Source organism: Epilithonimonas tenax DSM 16811 (genome assembly GCF_000428485.1).
Taxonomy (GTDB): Bacteria; Bacteroidota; Bacteroidia; order Flavobacteriales; family Weeksellaceae; genus Epilithonimonas; species Epilithonimonas tenax.
This window is the reverse complement of record NZ_AUAA01000051.1, coordinates 1-17,634: the sequence shown is the minus strand read 5'-3', so window position 1 is coordinate 17,634 and position 17,634 is coordinate 1. Positions and strand designations below refer to the sequence as shown.

12 protein-coding genes are annotated in these 17,634 nt (G+C 39.1%); 7 read left to right on the top strand and 5 right to left on the bottom strand.

Going from position 1 to position 17,634, the window contains the following annotated elements; genetic code table 11:
- From F564_RS0115655 to F564_RS0115630, 5 genes are all read right to left on the bottom strand, one after another.
- A partial coding sequence (locus tag F564_RS0115655; protein ID WP_028122364.1) for an ISAon1 family transposase N-terminal region protein occupies positions 1-186 on the bottom strand: 186 nt, incomplete at its 3' end.
- 120 nt (positions 187-306) lie between these two features.
- Positions 307-1,275, bottom strand: a complete 969-nt coding sequence (locus tag F564_RS0115645) for a DUF3810 domain-containing protein (RefSeq protein ID WP_228373918.1) — start codon at positions 1,273-1,275, stop codon at positions 307-309.
- A 70-nt stretch (positions 1,276-1,345) separates the two neighbouring features.
- Positions 1,346-2,794 carry an MFS transporter gene (locus tag F564_RS0115640; protein ID WP_028123451.1) on the bottom strand — a complete coding sequence of 483 codons (1,449 nt, stop codon included), beginning with the start codon at positions 2,792-2,794 and terminating at the stop codon, positions 1,346-1,348.
- 72 nt (positions 2,795-2,866) lie between these two features.
- Entirely contained in the window at positions 2,867-3,595 is a 729-nt protein-coding gene (locus tag F564_RS0115635) for a lysophospholipid acyltransferase family protein (protein WP_028123450.1), read from the bottom strand.
- 30 nt (positions 3,596-3,625) lie between these two features.
- The gene (locus F564_RS0115630) at positions 3,626-4,084 is read right to left on the bottom strand and encodes a GtrA family protein (protein ID WP_028123449.1); all 459 of its coding nucleotides are present in this window, start codon (positions 4,082-4,084) and stop codon (positions 3,626-3,628) included.
- Positions 4,085-4,347: 263 nt separating this feature from the next.
- Here F564_RS0115630 and F564_RS0115625 point away from each other — a divergent pair, with 263 nt between their 5' ends.
- The 7 genes from F564_RS0115625 (at position 4,348) to F564_RS20315 (ending at position 16,878) form a co-directional block, all read left to right on the top strand.
- The gene (locus tag F564_RS0115625) at positions 4,348-4,602 is read left to right on the top strand and encodes a hypothetical protein (protein WP_028123448.1); all 255 of its coding nucleotides are present in this window, start codon (positions 4,348-4,350) and stop codon (positions 4,600-4,602) included.
- Positions 4,603-4,655: 53 nt separating this feature from the next.
- Positions 4,656-5,516: a BadF/BadG/BcrA/BcrD ATPase family protein gene (locus tag F564_RS0115620; protein WP_028123447.1), complete on the top strand. Its 861-nt coding sequence runs from the start codon at positions 4,656-4,658 to the stop codon at positions 5,514-5,516.
- 227 nt (positions 5,517-5,743) lie between these two features.
- Positions 5,744-8,026: an NADP-dependent malic enzyme gene (locus F564_RS0115615; protein ID WP_034981805.1), complete on the top strand. Its 2,283-nt coding sequence runs from the start codon at positions 5,744-5,746 to the stop codon at positions 8,024-8,026.
- A gap of 243 nt (positions 8,027-8,269) precedes the next feature.
- The gene (ruvA, locus tag F564_RS0115610; RefSeq protein ID WP_028123445.1) at positions 8,270-8,854 is read left to right on the top strand and encodes a Holliday junction branch migration protein RuvA; all 585 of its coding nucleotides are present in this window, start codon (positions 8,270-8,272) and stop codon (positions 8,852-8,854) included.
- A 43-nt stretch (positions 8,855-8,897) separates the two neighbouring features.
- Entirely contained in the window at positions 8,898-15,989 is a 7,092-nt protein-coding gene (gene sov, locus F564_RS0115605; protein WP_028123444.1) for a T9SS outer membrane translocon Sov/SprA, read from the top strand.
- Positions 15,990-16,139: 150 nt separating this feature from the next.
- Positions 16,140-16,517 (top strand): glycine cleavage system protein GcvH, encoded by a 378-nt coding sequence (gene gcvH, locus F564_RS0115600; protein WP_028123443.1) that lies wholly within the window; start codon positions 16,140-16,142, stop codon positions 16,515-16,517.
- A complete protein-coding gene (locus F564_RS20315) occupies positions 16,462-16,878 on the top strand; it encodes a VanZ family protein (RefSeq protein ID WP_154656898.1) in 417 nt (138 codons plus the stop codon). Before gcvH ends, F564_RS20315 begins: the two co-directional genes overlap by 56 nt.
- Positions 16,879-17,634: the final 756 nt, after the last annotated feature.

The following is a 17,634-nucleotide window of genomic DNA, read 5'->3' as shown; positions in this document are numbered from 1 at the left end:
AACGGTTATTTCCGGAACAAAACCTTTTGACTGTAATAGCAGAGAAGAAAACTCTTTCGGAGCAGTATTTTTCTCTTCAAAATAGATGTGCAGGATTTGGTTTTCTTCTTCAAATTTTACAATCTCAAAATACTCAATGAGAAGTTCCGGTAAAAATAATTTAAGGAGTTCGACATCATTTAACATCCTTCAAAATTATTAATTTTTATCTTTCTCCCCAAGTTTTGGAATTGATCCCTTAGAAGCAATAAATTTTTTTTCATCATTTGTGTTTTTAGAATCGTGCCTTGTGTACGATTCTTTTTTTTATGCCTCATATCGAACCAACAGGGTGATAAAGTAGGAGTAAGTGATGCTGCCGTCCTGCTGATTGGATCTTAAAAAAAGATCATTCGTTATCCCAAAAAAATCGCTTAGAAAGCCTTTGTGTTTTGTAAAGAACGCAAGTTCACTGGCGCTGTCTTTTTTCATTTGATCAGAATATTGTGATAAGATGCTTTTTACAAACGATTCATTTGTTGTCGAGAGGTTTCTCAGTAAACTTTTCAAGACATACAGTTGGGCACTGTATTTTAGATCCCAATTTTCAGAATTCTTCGCACATAGGTATGCTATGAAGCTGGCTTCTTGCTCCCTGGCAAATCCCAACTGGTGCGACATTTCGTGCGCCAGAGTAAAGGGAAGTTGTGTCGATGGTAAATTGGGATTGTATTGTGATTCCGCAGTGAAGGGATTGTAATAGCCTAGAATGCCTGTATAATTCATCAGGTGGCTGTACAGGCTCGGTTTTATAGATAAGTTTTCAACGGGCTTTTTAGAAGTAATCTCGCTTGGTAACATATTTTGTTGCGTTATTATTTCTTGTGGTATCCTATCAATGTCTATGATGACAAAAATACCGTTGTGATCTTCCGAAACTTTTTCTCTCGTTTCTTTGCAAAGCTGAAGATATTTGATTGCCAGTTTTTTTAAGTCAATGTCTGTAATTTCTTTAGTTTGTAATTTGTCTGTAATCGGTTTTTGAAAATAAAGCATTCCCCAACAACACTGGTAGATACAATAGATGATATTAATGGAAACAAATACTTTCGTCAAAGTTGTTTTTGTACGCTTTACTATCAATTTGATGACTGCATAAATCAAAAAAAGTGAAACAGCTGTATAAATTATGTCCCCAGCCGAAAATCCAAACTTCGAAAATAGTAAGATGTGGAAGTGCTTTTTCCATTCGTACAGAGTTGAAAAGAAATTAACTGCAAAATCTATTTTAGACAAGAGGTAGAATAACGAAAATTGGGCAACCAGAATGATCGCCCAAAATTTATTTTTAATCAAGATGTTCTTGTTAATGTCCACCGGAAACTTTTTTATCAAAACTGATACCCTGACTTTTCAAAATGCCGCTTACTTTCCAAGCGTAGAACGCCAGATAAGCAAAACAAAGGATCCCAACGATATAACTGTGTTGGATTCCGATACTTTCTGACACAATACCTTGCAACCAGCTGATGATGCCTCCTCCCATAATCATCATGATGAGGAAGCTGCTTCCCTGGCTAGTATGTTTTCCAAGACCGCTTACGGCTAAAGTAAATATACAAGGCCAAAGCGTACTGCAGAACAGTCCAACACTAGTGAAAGCATAGATGCTGATAATCCCATCCGTAAACATTCCAATTGTGAGCGCAATGATCCCAAGGGCTGAGAATATCAAGAGCATTCTTGCAGGGTTTCCCTTGCTCGCCATATCAGCGCCAATTAATACAAGAATGACCAAGCCATAAACATAGAAAGGAGAAAGGTCGTGCTTAGCTACTGCATTGACCAAAAGGAAAACACCGAATGCCAAATAGGGCGCAATGAAACGCAAGATCTTCTGAAGACCCATATTGTCTGTAAAAGCTTCTACAGCACCAGTCCAACGGCCAATCATCAAACTGGCCCAATAGAGAGAGATGTAAGGTGAGATCTCCTGCAAAGTATATAAAACGCCTGTTTTGGAGTTGATAATGGTTTCCATGTAAGCCGGCAAGTTACTCGCAGTAGAAACTTCTACGCCCACGTAGATGAAAATGGCAAGCATTCCTAAAACCAATTGTGGATATTTCAACGCTGAACTTTTTACGCTGCCTTCTTCTGTAGCAGCTTCTTCAATCGTTGCTGGATGTTCCGGCAGAGAAGAGAATTTGAGCAGAATAGCAACGGCTAGAAATGCTACACCCAAAACCAGGTAAGGTATTTTTACACTCTCGATGCTCATATTGGTATTCTCAGAAGCAGCAGAACCAAAGATGGCAAAACTGACGATCAATGGGCCAATAGTAGTCCCAAGATTATTGATTCCTCCAGCCAATGTAAGGCGTTGTGACCCTGTTTTAATAGGACCAAGAGCAATAGCTAATGGGTTAGCAACCGTCTGTTGAAGGGAAAACCCTAATGCTACGATGAAAAGTCCTGACAACATTAAAGGAAATGAGTGAAGGTTGGCCGCTGGATAAAATAATAGTGTTCCTAAGGCCGAAATAGTAAGTCCTAATGCCAAGCCGTTTTTATACCCGATCTTATTGACTAAATCTTTTCCAATGGCTAATGAAATCAACATGTAAATGATGGAACCCACCGTATACGCAATATAAAATGCTACGGATACGAGTTGACTTTGGCCTTGTGTCAAATCAAATGCTTTTTTGAACACAGGAATTAAGATGTCGTTACTCGCCGCGACAAAGCCCCAGAAGAAAAAAACGGTGACGAGCGGTATAAACTGTGCCCAATTGGTTTTTTGTGATTCCATTATTAATCGATTGTTAAATTAAGGTTAATATTTAAAAACAAATGTAAGTAAAAAGTAGTATTACTGTGTTAATTATTTTATTTTCCCATTTAGAGATAATAGCATTTCCTCGTGTGCCTTTTCTTTCAGTTCTTTGAGCGGTGTCTCGGGCGATAAGATATCATTGAAGAAAATATCCACCCGTCCGGGATAGCCTTTTTTATGATCAAAAGGAAACATTTCTTTCAGTCCTACAAAAGTGTAAACGGCAATCGGAAACTGGTGCTTTGTAGAAAGGATGAATGCACCGTCTTTGAATTGGTCCAGAATAATACGCGTGTCATCGGGAACGCCGCCTTCCGGGAAAATCACAACGCTTTGTCCGTCTTGCATTCTTTCAGCACATCTTCTGTAAACATCGGCGCGGCTTCTCGCACTCTTTCTATCAACCATCACACAGACTCGTCTGTAAACGCTGCCAAAAACAGGGATTTTCTCCAATTCTTTTTTTCCGACATAGCAAAGAGGATGGTGCGGAAAAAGTACGCAGGGAATCATCACATCCATCAGAGAGGTATGATTGGAGATGATCACATAGGGTTGGTTTTTATCAATTTTTTTATCCGTTTTATTGATGATTCTATACCGGAAACCAGTTCCATAGAAGATCGACATCGCCCAAAGCCGTATAAAAAAATAACAAAATCTGTAATCCTGCTTCCTGATGGATAAAAGATAAACAGGAAGGAAAAATATCAATGTGAAAACTGCTCCCACAACGACCATCCAAAATCGCCATGCATAAACCAACAAAACCTTCATGAATATTCTATTTTGATCAAAAATAAGATATTATCCGTTAAATATGACTTTTTTCTTTACAGAATAATTGAGCAATGAAACAATGACAATAGAGCTGATCTTACTCATCATTTCCTGGGACAAAACATAGAAACTTAAATCAATAGGGTTGCGGAAAACAAAATGATATAGAATCTGAAAGAGAAACAAGCTGATCAAGGTAGAAACCACGGAGACCGATATGAAATAAGCAAATTCCTTGCGCTTGCTATGTTTCCCTCTTTCAAAAACAAACCAAATGCTCAGGAAGTAATTGGTAATTATTCCAAAACCTGTAGATAATATATTACTGAAGGGATATTTGATGCCAAACAGATTATATTCATCCGGGAAAAACTTCGGGAGATAAACACTCAGGATTTTAAAGCTTCCAATTTCTACAATGGCGCTCAATCCACCGGCAATGATGAAGAATAAGATTTGTCTATGACGAAGTAGTGTTTGTTTCATTTCGAATGCAAATTTATACGAATTGTTAAATGTTTGAAAATAATAGTTAAATAATTTTTTTGTATCGAAAATATTTTTACATTTATTAAGTATTAATGATTTGCATGATTTATTTAAATAATTGATTATTTTTTAGTGTATTGATTGTGAAAGTCTTAATATTTATCGATGTTGCAATCCGATCCTGGCTCTAGAAATTCAGCCGGGACATTTTTTCATCGCTTGTCACAACACTACACTCACAACATAATGAATACAAAAAAATGAAAAATTCTAACAGACCTTACAGAAAATTCCTGCCACAGCAGAAAAAAATTGAGGAATTGGAAAAAAGCAGTTCCAGATTCAAAAGAATCTATTCAGAATATGAATTGATGTCCGATGAGCTCTGGGATCTGGAAACCAGCGACTCTACAGAAAGCATCCCCGACGATTTCATCAATGCTATCAAATTGCAAACCTCCTATCTCGAAGATGAGATCCAGGATTGGCTCATCCAGGACGGCAAATCAACATAATTCTCATAAAATCTTCACAAAAAATATTACATTAGCATTTTAAAACCAAAACTATGATTGCTATTGTTGATGGAGGATCTACCAAATGCGACTGGGTTATCCTGGAAAATGAAGGGACAGAAGTACTCAAGACCGAGACTATTGGCTTCAACCCCAATATCATAAAAGCAGAATTAATTGCGCCAGAAATAGAAAATAATCAGGCACTTACAAAATTCCACGATGACATAGAACATATTTTCTATTATGGCTCCGGTTGCGGCACGCCAGAAAATAGATTAATGGTAGAGCGCGAGATTCAGAAAGTGTTTCCAAATGCACAAGTCAATATCAAAGAAGACCTTTTGGCAGCCGCTTATGCAGCCTACAGAGGTGTTCCGGCCATTGTCTGCATCTTGGGAACTGGTTCCAATGCTTGTTATTTCAATGGCGAAACAGTGAAAACAGAATTGCCGTCGTTGGGTTTTCTCATAGGAGACGAAGGCTCTGGAAGTGCGCTTGGGAAGCAACTGGTACGCCATTATTTTATGAAAAAATTACCGCCGGATTTGCATCAGCAGTTTACTGAGATTTATCAGCTGAATATCGATGATCTTCTCAAAAATATGTACCACAATCCCCGGGCAAACGCTTATATGGCAGACTTTACACGCTTCATTGTAGACCGGAAAACACATCCGTATTTTCAGAATTTCATTTACAAAGAACTCAAGAATTTCCTTGAGTTTCAGGTCATGCCGTACGAAGAATCCCGTGAAAGCGAAGTCAATTTTATTGGCTCCATTGCCTATTTTTTCGAAGATATTCTTCGGGCAGCAGCATCGGATTTTCATTTCAAAATAGGCACTGTTGTTCAGAAACCGATAGAAAGTCTGGTCAACTATCATCGTGACTATATCATTCCAAAACTTTAACTTTGCATAAATATTTGGGCGTATCCCTTTATCCCGATGAAAAATCGGGACAAAGGGTCGGTCTACGGGCAGTCGCTTTTTTTGTTTTTGTCATCCTGACGTTCTCGAAGGACACTATTAAAGAAAACAAAAAAGAGCTCCAACAATGCCCTTTGCCCTTACGCAGCTTAGTCATAATCAACCAGTGAGTCCATATCCTCAACGGACTCACGCAAAAGAAATTAAAAATGTCAAAAAATTCAAGAGATCAGATCGCTTTCGATAAGGCCGCTTTAGATTATCACAGTCAGGAACCAAAAGGCAAGATAGAAGTCATTCCCTCCAAACCACATTCTTCACAAAGAGATCTTTCTTTGGCCTATTCTCCTGGCGTTGCCGTACCGTGTATGGCGATCCACGATGATCCTCAAAAAGTTTACGAATATACATCCAAAGGAAATCTCGTTGCCGTGATCTCCAACGGAACAGCCGTTTTAGGTTTAGGAGACATCGGTCCCGAAGCTTCAAAACCAGTGATGGAAGGAAAAGGTCTGCTTTTCAAAATTTTTGCAGGCATCAATGTTTTCGATATCGAAATCAATGAAAAAGATCCGGACAAATTCATCGAAACAGTAAAAGCAATCGCACCAACTTTCGGTGGAATCAACCTGGAAGATATCAAAGCACCGGAAGCATTCTATATAGAACAAAGACTGAAAGAAGAATTGGATATTCCATTGATGCACGATGACCAGCACGGAACAGCCATTATCTCTGCCGCCGCTTTGATCAACGCTTTGGAAATTGCGAATAAGAAAATCGGAGAAGTGAAAATGGTCATCAATGGAGCAGGAGCTGCTGCGGTTGCTTGTGCGAAATTGTACATTTCGCTTGGCCTTGATCCAAAAAATATTCTGATGTGTGACAGCAAAGGGGTCATCAATCAAAGAAGAGAAAACCTGACACCTGAGAAATTAGATTTTATCGCCCAAACAGATATCGATACTTTGGAAGATGCTTTGAAAGGAGCTGATGTTTTCATCGGTTTGTCAAAAGGAAATGTGATGTCCGCAGAGATGTTGCTATCGATGACAGAGAATCCAATTGTATTCGCTCTGGCAAATCCGGATCCCGAGATCAGTTATGAATTAGCTTTGGCAACAAGACCCGATGTCATGATGGCAACGGGAAGAAGCGATTATCCTAACCAGGTGAACAACGTCCTTGGTTTCCCGTACATCTTCCGAGGCGCTTTGGACGTTCAGGCAAGAGGAATCAATGAAGCGATGAAGTTGGCCGCTGTAAAAGCATTGGCAGAAATTGCAAAAGAACCAGTTCCCGAAATGGTAAAACTGGCTTATAACGTCACGAATATGAGTTTCGGAAAAGAATATTTTATCCCGAAACCATTTGATAATAGATTGATCACCAAAGTGTCTATCGCTGTTGCAAAAGCAGCTATGGAAAGCGGGATCGCCGGAAAACCAATTGCGGATTTCGAGGTTTACGAAAATCAGTTGCTTGACAGAATGGGACGTGATGAGAAACTCGTGAGAATGATGCAAAACCGCGCCAAAGCAAACCCAAAAAGAGTAACACTTGGAAACGGTGAAGAGTACAATATTCTCAAAGCTGCACAAATTCTGCAGGAAGAAGGTATTGCTTTTCCTAGTTTGTTAGGAAGCAGAAGGTTGATCAAGCAAAGGATGGAAGAGTTCGGAATGGATCTGGATATTCCGATCATCGACCCGAATGATGACGAAAACAAAGAAACCCGCAAAAAATACAGAAAAACACTTTGGGATCTTAGAAACCGAAAAGGGATCAATGAGTACAAAGCGAAACGCTATGTAAGACAGCGTGATTATTTTGGACCACTGATGCTGGTTCACGGTGATACAGACGCTTTGATTGTTGGGTTTTCTAAAAGCTACGCTTCTGTTCTGAAACCAGTTTTGGAAATCATTCCTAAAAAACAAGGCGTGAGCAAAGTAGCAGCAATGATGATGATCCTGACTGAAAAGAAACCGTTGTTCTTCGCGGATACTTCTATCAATAAAAACCCTTCTGCGGAAGATTTGGTTGATATTGCAAAAATGGCAGAAATCACAGTGAAGTCTTTTGCGATTGAACCAAGAATTGCAATGTTGGGTTATGAGAATTTCTCAGCAAAAGGTGATTCTTCCAAAAAAGTGGCTGCTGCAGTGAAAATCCTTCACGAGAAATATCCGAAGATGATCGTGGACGGAGAGATCCAGCCGGATTTTGCTTTGAACAGCGATCACCTGGCGGATTATCCATTTTCAAAATTAGGAACCAATCCTGCCAACGTCTTGGTTTTCCCAAATCTTGAGAGCGCCAATCTGTCTTACAAAATCATTAGAGGAATGAAAGCGGCTCAAACCATCGGCCCAATCCTGATGGGACTGGATCAGCCCGTTCACGTTCTGCAGATGAGATCCAGCGTGGACGAAATTGTGAATCTTGCAACGATTGCGGTCCTGGATGCGCAGACGAAAGATAAGAAGTAAATCATTTTCAATATAAAATTCAACAAAGCCATTCTGATTGTCAGTATGGCTTTGGTTTTTGAAAAATTAAATCTAAACTAGATTTATGACATTTTTACATGTTTTTGAAAAAATAAGTTACAGATAGCAACAACAGCCTAATAAAATAAAAGAAACAATCAAGAAAAGCCATTTTAACTATTAAGATGGCTTTTATCTTTAAGTTAATTTATATCTTCGCAAAACCCTAATTTTTGTATTTCAATGATTTATTCTTTAAGAGGTTTGGTTCAGGAACTGACACCTACATTTGCTGTCGTCGAAGTTAACGGAATCGGATATTATGTCAGCGTCAGCCTGCAGACTTCACAAAATCTGAAGTTAAATTCTGAGGTTTTTCTGTACATCCAGCAAATCATTCGCGAAGATGCCCACCTTCTTTTCGGTTTTTTTTCTAAGGAAGAAAAAGAGATGTTCAATTTGTTAATAAGTGTTAACGGTGTTGGGCCAGTTTCCGCACTGATATTACTATCTTCACTCAGTCTGTCAGAAGCGGCCAATGCCATCCTTTCCGGCAACAGCGGACTCATCCAAAAAGTGAAGGGTATCGGTGTCAAGACGGCTGAGAGAATCATCATCGATTTGCGTGATAAGGTTGGCGGATTCAGTATTTCTGAAGAAAAACTTTCCAATGTAGTAAACAATAAAATCAAGAATGAGGCGTTATCTGCTTTAGAAGTTTTGGGTATTTCCAGGAAAGTGAGTGAGAAGATTGCTGACCGAATTCTGAAGCACAACCCAGAGGTTTCTATAGAAGAATTAGTGAAAGAGATTTTAAAAAACATTTAACATTTGGTGCTGCTTTGTCATCAATTTCTTAAAAAAAATATAAGTGAAGAAAAATATTTACCTTTATAAATTAACCCTCCTTTTTTTAGTCTTTGTAGGTTTTACAAACATGGTTGCCCAAGAAAAACCATCTGACAGTTTGATCAGTGTGAGAACAGATTTTAGTCTCGCAGATCCTATCAGGTATGATGCGTTTTATGACATTGGCTCGGGAATGTATTATCTATATCCAAAAGTTGGGAAGACTGTTGTGGGTTCTCCAATCGCAATGACGTTTGAAGAGTACAAAAACTACACCATGCAGAATAATCTGCGCTCTTATTACCAGGAAAAATCTCTTCTCAATGATCTTTCCAAAAGAAAAGACCAGACGGATGCCAAGAAAAAAGGATTGATCCCGTCTATAACTATCAAGAACAAAATGTTCGAAAATATTTTCGGCAGCAACAAAATAGAGTTGATTCCACAAGGTTTTGCCTCTTTTGATCTTGGTGTTTTGTCTCAGAAAATTGATAACCCTTTAATTCTTCCTCAGAATAGAAAGAGTTTTGCCATCAATATCCAGCAAAGAATTCAGTTGGGAATTACCGGAAAAGTAGGAGAGAATCTACAGTTGAAAGCCAATTACGATACGCAAAGTGGTTTCGCTTTTGAAAACCGAATGAATATGGTTTGGCAGGCAAAAGGCTCCTGGAAGGATCTGCAGTCCAAAGGTCTTAACGAAAAGGGACAGGATCCGGAAGACAAGATCATCAAAAGGGTAGAAGTAGGTAACATCAGTATGCCACTTTCTACAAGTTTGATCCGTGGGTCGCAATCATTATTCGGTCTCAAAACAGAATTCCAGTTGGGTAAAACAACCGGAACTTTGGTGTTTTCGCAGCAGCAGGGCGAGGCAAAAACCATCGTGGCTCAGGGCGGCGGAACGATGAGTACTTTCAAAATTAATGCTTTTGATTATGAAGATAATCAGCACTACTATTTGGGACACTATTTCGTTGATAATTATAACAAGGCTTTAGAAAATTACCCTTTGATCAATTCCAGAATCAATATTACAAGAATGGAAGTTTGGGTTTTGGATCAGGGCGGTGCCAATATCGAAACTCAGAAACCAATTGTCGGGATTCGGGATTTGGGAGATCAGACAGGTGTTACACCCAATAATGCCAATAACAATTTATACAATCAGATATCATCTACCTTGGGTGCGTCCCGGGATGTAACGGCGGCATATAACTTATTGAATGGGAGGTCTTTTCCTAATTCGCAAGGCGCATTGGAGCAGTATAGTCCTACGGAGCACTATATCACGAATGTCAAAGCAAGAAAACTAAATACTTCAGAATATAAATTCAATACGCAGTTGGGATATATGTCATTGAATCAAAGGCTGAATGATAATCAGTTTTTGGCAGTTTCATATTCTTATACCATCAATGGATCTACTACGGTGTACAAAGTTGGAGAATTTTCTGAGGAAAACCCTGTTTTGATTACAAAACTATTAAAATCCAATATTAATGTGAAGCCTACTTCACCGATGTGGCAATTGATGATGAAGAATATCTATTCTCTCAATACCAATCAGATTCAGGCAGAAGATTTCTTGCTTAATGTCAACTTCAGAGATCCAATTTCTGGAGGAAAAGTAAACTATCTGCCGGGCGCAACTTATAATAATGGCCAGAAATCGGACGTCAATCTATTGAGACTATTCAATTTGGATCGTCTGAATCAGAATAACGATTTACAAAACAATGCAGACGGAACCAAGGGTGATGGTGTATTCGATTTTATTAATGGCATTACGGTAGATGCAGAAAACGGGAAGATCATCTTTACCAAGACCAAACCTTTTGGTAGCTATCTAGAAAGTATTCTGACAAATGCAGATAAATCCAATTATGTTTTTAATGATATTTATGATAAACAAAAGACAAACCAGTCAGAAGTTCCTTTAAGGTATACCATAGAAGGCCGATACAAAGGCAGTCAGGGTCAAGGGATTTCTCTTGGCGCGATCAATGTTCCGCAAGGTTCGGTAAAAGTGACTGCAAACGGTACTCAGCTAGTGGAAGGTGTAGATTACACCGTAGATTATATGCTTGGAGCAGTGACGATCATCAATGAAACTGTAAAACAATCTGGACAGGCGATCAACATCTCATTAGAAAACCAATTAACTTTTAATACGCAGAGAAAAAGTTTCTGGGGACTTAATCTGGAAAGAAAATTCAGTGATCATTTGACTGTCGGTGCAACGGTTGTGAATTATTCCGAAAGACCTCTGACCCAAAAAGTGAATTACGGGCAGGAAGCCGTGAGCAACACCATGGCTGGCTTCAATATGATGTACAATAATGAATTGCCATTCCTGACAAGACTGACCGACAAAATACCGTTCATTAATACAGAAGCACCTTCGAATTTGAACTTCAAAGCGGAAGGAGCCTATCTGATTCCTGGCCAAAGTAAAGGAATCAATGATCAATCTTATATTGACGACTTTGAGCAGACTACTTCCAAAATTTCATTGAAGGAACCTGCGATGTGGAGTCTTGCTTCCCGTCCGGAAAAGAATCTGAATGATGTTGTTTTCCCACAAACGGTAACGAACGATAATCTCAGCAGTGGGAACGGAAGAGGACTTCTGTCTTGGTACACGATAGATCCTAGATTCTATGGTGTTGGAGGTAAGGCACCGAATGGGATCAATGCAGCGGCACTTTCCAATTTTGCTTCCAGAAGAGTTCAGATGAAAGAACTTTACAACAACAGAGATTACGTGGCAGGTGAGCAGACACTTCTTAATACTTTTGATATCACCTATTATCCAGAGGAAAGAGGTCCGTACAACGTCAACCCAAGCACGGAAACAGTTTCTCAAAGATGGGCAGGATTGATGCGTCCCATTTCTGTTACCAACTTCGTCACATCTAATATAGACTATGTAGAGTTCTGGTTGCAGGACCCTCACGCAGACGGGAATACATTGGGAAGTGATCCCAAACTTCTACTGCAGTTAGGAAACGTTTCAGAAGATGTTTTGAAAGATGGTAAACTACAATACGAAAATGGGTTGCCAACCGCAAGTGTAACGTCTAACACCTCTAATACAAACTGGGGAACGCAGCCCAATCAGTTTCCCATTCTTTACGCTTTCTCAACAGAAGGTGATGAAAGAGCGCAGCAGGATCTCGGTTATGACGGTCTCGGCGGAACCCAGGAGCAGGAGAAGTTTGGCGTGAACTTCGTGAATCCTGTTACCAATGAGCTGGATCCGGCTTCTGATAACTTTGTATTCTATCTGTCCGATCAGTTCCAGGGCAACCTTGCTTCTTCTTTGACAGAGCGTTACAGATATTTCCGCGGTCCGGAAGGAAACTCTGCGGCCAATACTTTGGAAGTAGCGACTCAGACACCAGATGCAGAAGACGTCAACAGAGATTACAACCTGGATCAGACAGAAAGCTATAACCAGTATACTGTGGATCTATCTCCTGCAAGCCTTACTTTAGGAAATAATAGAATTGTAGATGTAAAGGAAGTAGATGTCAAATTCGAGAATGGACAATCCAAAAAAGTTAAATGGTATCTTTTCAGAATTCCGGTTGCTGACTATGATGATAATACAAAGGTAGAAGGAGCTGATGTTTCTATCCTTAATAATGTAAGATTCGCCAGGTTATTGATGAAAGGTTTTGACCAGACCTCTACGTTGCGTTTTGGATCTTTTGACTTGGTAAGATCAGACTGGAGAAAATATACAAACAAAATTTCCAGTGTTTCTGTCGCTGATCAGGACGAAGGTACCAGTGCCCCAGCAAGTCAAAATTCCAATTTTGATCTAGGCAGTGTAAACCTTGAAGAAAACGGGCTCGGAACACCACCTTACGTTTTGCCTCCTGGAATAGACAGGCAGGTTTTGAGCGGTAATGCAGGTGCGCAAAGACAAAATGAATCTTCATTATATATGAAGGTAGATAAATTGAAAAATGAATCCAGAGGTGTTTTCAAGAACACAAGTTTGGATATGCGCCGTTATAAAAAATTGGCTTTGTTTGTTCACGCAGAAAATCAGACAAATCAGACGACAGCCAATATTGGCAAGTTGGATCCGGATGCCAAATTTTTTATCCGTTTTGGTAGTGATGCTACGGATAACTACTATGAGTACGAATCTTCTTTGACCACAACAGCTCAAAACGCTACTTCACCACTTGACATATGGCCCGATGCCAATAATGTAGATTTGGAAATAGAAAATTTTATCAATGCGAAACTAAAACGTGACGAATTATTAAGAGCCGGTACAGAAGATATTGATAACCGTTTCTTATTTCCAGATTTTGGTGACGACAACAAAAAAATCTATGTAAAAGGACGTCCTAGTATTGGAAATGTGACCACAATGATGATTGGTGTCAGAAATAACAGTACGACAGACAAAACGCTTATCCTTTGGGTCAACGAGATCCGCCTTTCTGAAATCGAGAACAAAGGAGGATATGCCGCTAACGCCAGTCTGAACTTCAATTTGGGAGATTTTGCAATGGTGAATGCCAATGCTTCGTATGCTTCAGTTGGATTTGGGGCAATAGATCAGAAACCATCGGAAAGATCTCAGGATGAGAACACGGCGTTCAGCATCAACACCACTGTGAATGTTGACAAATTCCTGCCGGAGAAAGTAGGTATGAAAATCCCTGTGAATTATTCTTACACACAAACGATGACCAATCCGAAGTACAACCCATTGGATAATGATGTGGAACTTACCAAAGCTCCGAATCAGGATGAACTGAAAAAAGTAGTGAGCACATACACACAACAAAGAAGCATCGGTGTTGTCAATATGAGAAAAGACAGAATGAACCCGGACAAAAAACCAAAGTTCTATGATGTGGAAAACCTTAGTGTAACGGCCATCTATAATGACGATTTCTACCGTGATGTTTATACCAAACGTAACTATAAACAATACTTAAATGGTTATGTAGAGTATAACTACACCTTCAAACCGTATGTGATGAAGCCGTTTAACAAAATGGTAAGTGATACGGCTAAGTCATACAAATATTTGAGATGGGTGAAGGAATTTAATTTCAATCCGGTTCCTACGAGATTATCATTCAGAACCATCCTGGACAGAAATTATAACGAGCTAGAGTACAGAAATGTGGATGCATTGCTTTCTGGAAATGGAGGTTCGGATTTTGAGACCATCAGAAACAGAAACTTCTTCTTCGGATGGCAGTACAGTTTAGGGTTTAATTTTACCAAATCTTTGAAACTGGAAATCAATTCAGAAACCAAAACGTTGAATGATCAGTCTGATGTCAACTCTATGAACAACAAGTCGATCTTCAGCAACGTGTTCCGCGCCGGTCGTCCTGTTTTGTACAACCACAGAGCACAATTGAACTACAGACTGCCGTTTGAATATTTTCCATATCTGGATTTCATCAATGCAGAATTGAGCTATCAGTTCCAATACAACTGGAATGCACGATCTACAGGTGTGAGAAACGTCGTGTTTGATGGCAATACAGAAAACCTAGGTAATATTTCTCAGAACACGAATGCCATTGTCGCAACTTCTACGGTGGATATTCCTAAATTCTTTGGCAAATTCAGTTACTTCAGGAGAATCAACGACAAAATGCAGAAACGCCGTCAGGAGATAGATTCTCTTAATAATGTTTATAACACGGCATTTACCAAGAAAAACAGCAGGTTCAAGTTCAAATCGTATCAATTCAAAAACAAGCTGACTCCGATACAGGCTATCGCTTATGCATTGACCTCATTCAAACAGTTGGATTTTAATTACAATGAAAACAATGGCATCATGTTGCCGGGACTTCTTTCTGCACCCAACTTCTATGGTTATGGGCAGACACTTGGCGGACCTACTATTGGATTCTTATTAGGATCTCAGGCAGATATCAGAAGAACAGTAATAGAAAATGGATGGCTGTCCAACTCATCATTGATGAACGACGCTTACACAGAACTTAATAACCGAACACTAACAGCCAATTTGCAAATTATGCCGGCCAATGATCTTCGGATAGACTTCAATGTTTTGCAGACCTATACCAGAAATTATATGCAGGGCGGTTACAATGTGGATGCAGATATGACCAGAAATGGATTCCAGTTTTCTTTCGGCTCAGATATGATGACGTATTCCAATACAGCATGGACCTTCAAAACGGCTTTCAAGGACGGAACGGCACTTTATCAATCGATCAAAGAAAATGCTTTGGCAATTTCTCAGCAGTATGAAGGCGTCAGAGACAGAGAAGGATTCACGGCAGGCTACTCCCGAAGTAATGCCTATGTGCTGATCCCAGCATTCCAGGCAGCTATAGAAGGTAAGTCACCTAAAAAAATGGGTAACCCAACAAAAGCAGGCACACCATTGCCAAACTGGAAGCTGGTTTATTCAGGACTTAGAAATATCCCGATGATCAACAGCCAGTTCTCAAAATTTGATATTTTGCACTCATACGTTTCTACATCTACCACATCTGGTGTACAGTCTAGCATAGATTACTACAACAGGAATGTAAATGATTTATCAACTGTTTATGATACAAACGGAAACAGATACAATCCTTATACAGTAACTCAGGTTGGTTATGTAGAGGCATTTTATCCATTAGTCGGTTTTGATGTGACGATGAGAAACAATATGCAGTTCCGTTTCAATTACAACAGAGACAGAACTTATCTCTTAGGTTTGGTGAACACCACGCTTACAGAAGAATTCGGGAATGAGTTTGTGGTTGGATATGGCTACATCTTGAAAGATCTGAAGATCCGTCTTAATTATAAAGGAAAAGCTAGAGACGTGAAAAGTGATCTTAATATGAGAGCAGACCTTTCTATGAGAGATAGCAAAACCACGATCACCAACATTCTGATAGACGATTCTCAGATAACAGGTGGACAGAAAATATTCAGCCTCAAGTTATCAGCTGATTATAATATGTCTCAAAACCTAAATCTGAAATTCTTTTATGATCAGATGATGACGAAATACAAGATCTCTACCGCATTCCCACTTTCAACTTTAAGAGCAGGTATCACAGCCACACTTACATTTGGCGGAACAGGAAATTAAAAAATGGAATCGAGGATTTATCAATTATTATTATTCATCATTTATAAAGAAAGAGTAAACAATTTGTTTGCTCTTTTTTTGTAATTTATTTTTATTCTATTGCTATATCCTAATTATATAATTAAATTTGCCAAAACCTAATCAAAAGAAATGAACACACCATCAGAACTAAAGTACACCAAAGACCACGAGTGGATTAAAGTAGAAGGAGACACTGCAATTATCGGGATCACAGATTACGCCCAAGGAGAATTGGGAGATATCGTATTCGTAGATGTAGATACAGTAGACGATGAGCTTAACGAGGGCGACGTTTTTGGAAGTGTAGAAGCTGTGAAAACCGTTTCCGATCTTTTCCTTCCTATCCCAGGAACAGTTTTGGAAGTTAACCCAGAATTAGAAGACCAGCCAGAATTACTGAATTCCGACCCATACGGCAAAGGCTGGATCATAAAACTGAAAGTTGCAGAAGATGCAGATTTCACCACATTATTATCAGCAGAACAATACCAAGAAGTTGTTGGATAATCTCACAAACAAATACAGTAAGATCACATTGCCCATTTATTGGGCATTTCTTACTTATATGCTGTTGCGTCCCGGCGCAGAGAACAAAGAATATTTCTTCATGTTCCCACATCTGGACAAGCTTATTCACTTCACTATATTTTTCCTGCTCGGATTTTTTTTCAGACTTCGTTTTCCCAAAGTCTCAGTACTTTATTTTTTTCTAATTCTCATCTCCTACGCATTACTTACAGAGATTCTCCAAGACGTGATGAACTGCGGTCGTTCACTGGAGGTCTTGGATGCCGTTGCAGATACTTTAGGCCTGTCATTGTCATACTATATATATAATAGGTATGCAAAATCCAAAAATCGGAGTTAGAAGACATTATCACATCCGTGTAGGCGCGTCTGTCAGCGAAAACTAGACTGATCAAAGATTACAGGATACCAATAGATAATGTCAACATTGGGGCAGCTGCCAAAAAGCCAGTTCTTTCCCAAAGCTATTTTTGTCACCGGGCTATCCGCTCATATCTTTTGCTTTTTTCCGACAGATGACCCTTTCTCCATAATTTCTAATGTGCAGACATTAGATGTTTTCACCAGATATTCACCGAAAAAGCAAAAGGATAAACGCTACTATCCCTGCCGCATAGTGCATCCAATCGAGTCTTGTTCCCTACTTAATGCTAGTTAACATAATGTGGATAACTTTAAATGGTCTTTTATCTTGCTCTTATACAGTGGGTTGATGACGGCAGTTTTACACAATTGTAAACTAATTGTTAATTCCATTTGCAATGGTAGCTTTTTCCAGCTTATATTTGCAGAACCAAAACGAGAGTGTTGGCAGCGCAGAAGTCCTAAAAGAATTGATTGAGATGATTTAAGACTTGTAATAAGGTATTAAATAATTGAAAAAAAAGTCTTGCGGGTTAAAAAAGGAAAACATATCTTTGCAGACCCAAATCGAGAGATTGGGTATCGAATAAGATAAGTTGACTGATGTACCAAGATGACTTTCGGGTTATGATAAAAAACTTTAAAAAAGTTTTGGTAGTTTGGAAAAAACTTTATACTTTTGCACTCGCAAATCGGGAACAATGACAGATCAAGCTTCCTGAATATGCGAACA

What these genes read in the sequence shown, in the direction of transcription:
- F564_RS0115615 (WP_034981805.1), top strand. Translation starts at nt 5,744, where the DNA reads ATGTCAAAAAATTCAAGAGATCAGATCGCTTTCGATAAGGCCGCTTTA.
- F564_RS0115635 (WP_028123450.1), bottom strand. Translation starts at nt 3,595, where the DNA reads ATGAAGGTTTTGTTGGTTTATGCATGGCGATTTTGGATGGTCGTTGTG.
- ruvA (WP_028123445.1), top strand. Translation starts at nt 8,270, where the DNA reads ATGATTTATTCTTTAAGAGGTTTGGTTCAGGAACTGACACCTACATTT.
- gcvH (WP_028123443.1), top strand. Translation starts at nt 16,140, where the DNA reads ATGAACACACCATCAGAACTAAAGTACACCAAAGACCACGAGTGGATT.
- F564_RS0115640 (WP_028123451.1), bottom strand. Translation starts at nt 2,794, where the DNA reads ATGGAATCACAAAAAACCAATTGGGCACAGTTTATACCGCTCGTCACC.
- F564_RS20315 (WP_154656898.1), top strand. Translation starts at nt 16,462, where the DNA reads ATGCAGATTTCACCACATTATTATCAGCAGAACAATACCAAGAAGTTG.
- F564_RS0115630 (WP_028123449.1), bottom strand. Translation starts at nt 4,084, where the DNA reads ATGAAACAAACACTACTTCGTCATAGACAAATCTTATTCTTCATCATT.
- F564_RS0115625 (WP_028123448.1), top strand. Translation starts at nt 4,348, where the DNA reads ATGAAAAATTCTAACAGACCTTACAGAAAATTCCTGCCACAGCAGAAA.
- F564_RS0115620 (WP_028123447.1), top strand. Translation starts at nt 4,656, where the DNA reads ATGATTGCTATTGTTGATGGAGGATCTACCAAATGCGACTGGGTTATC.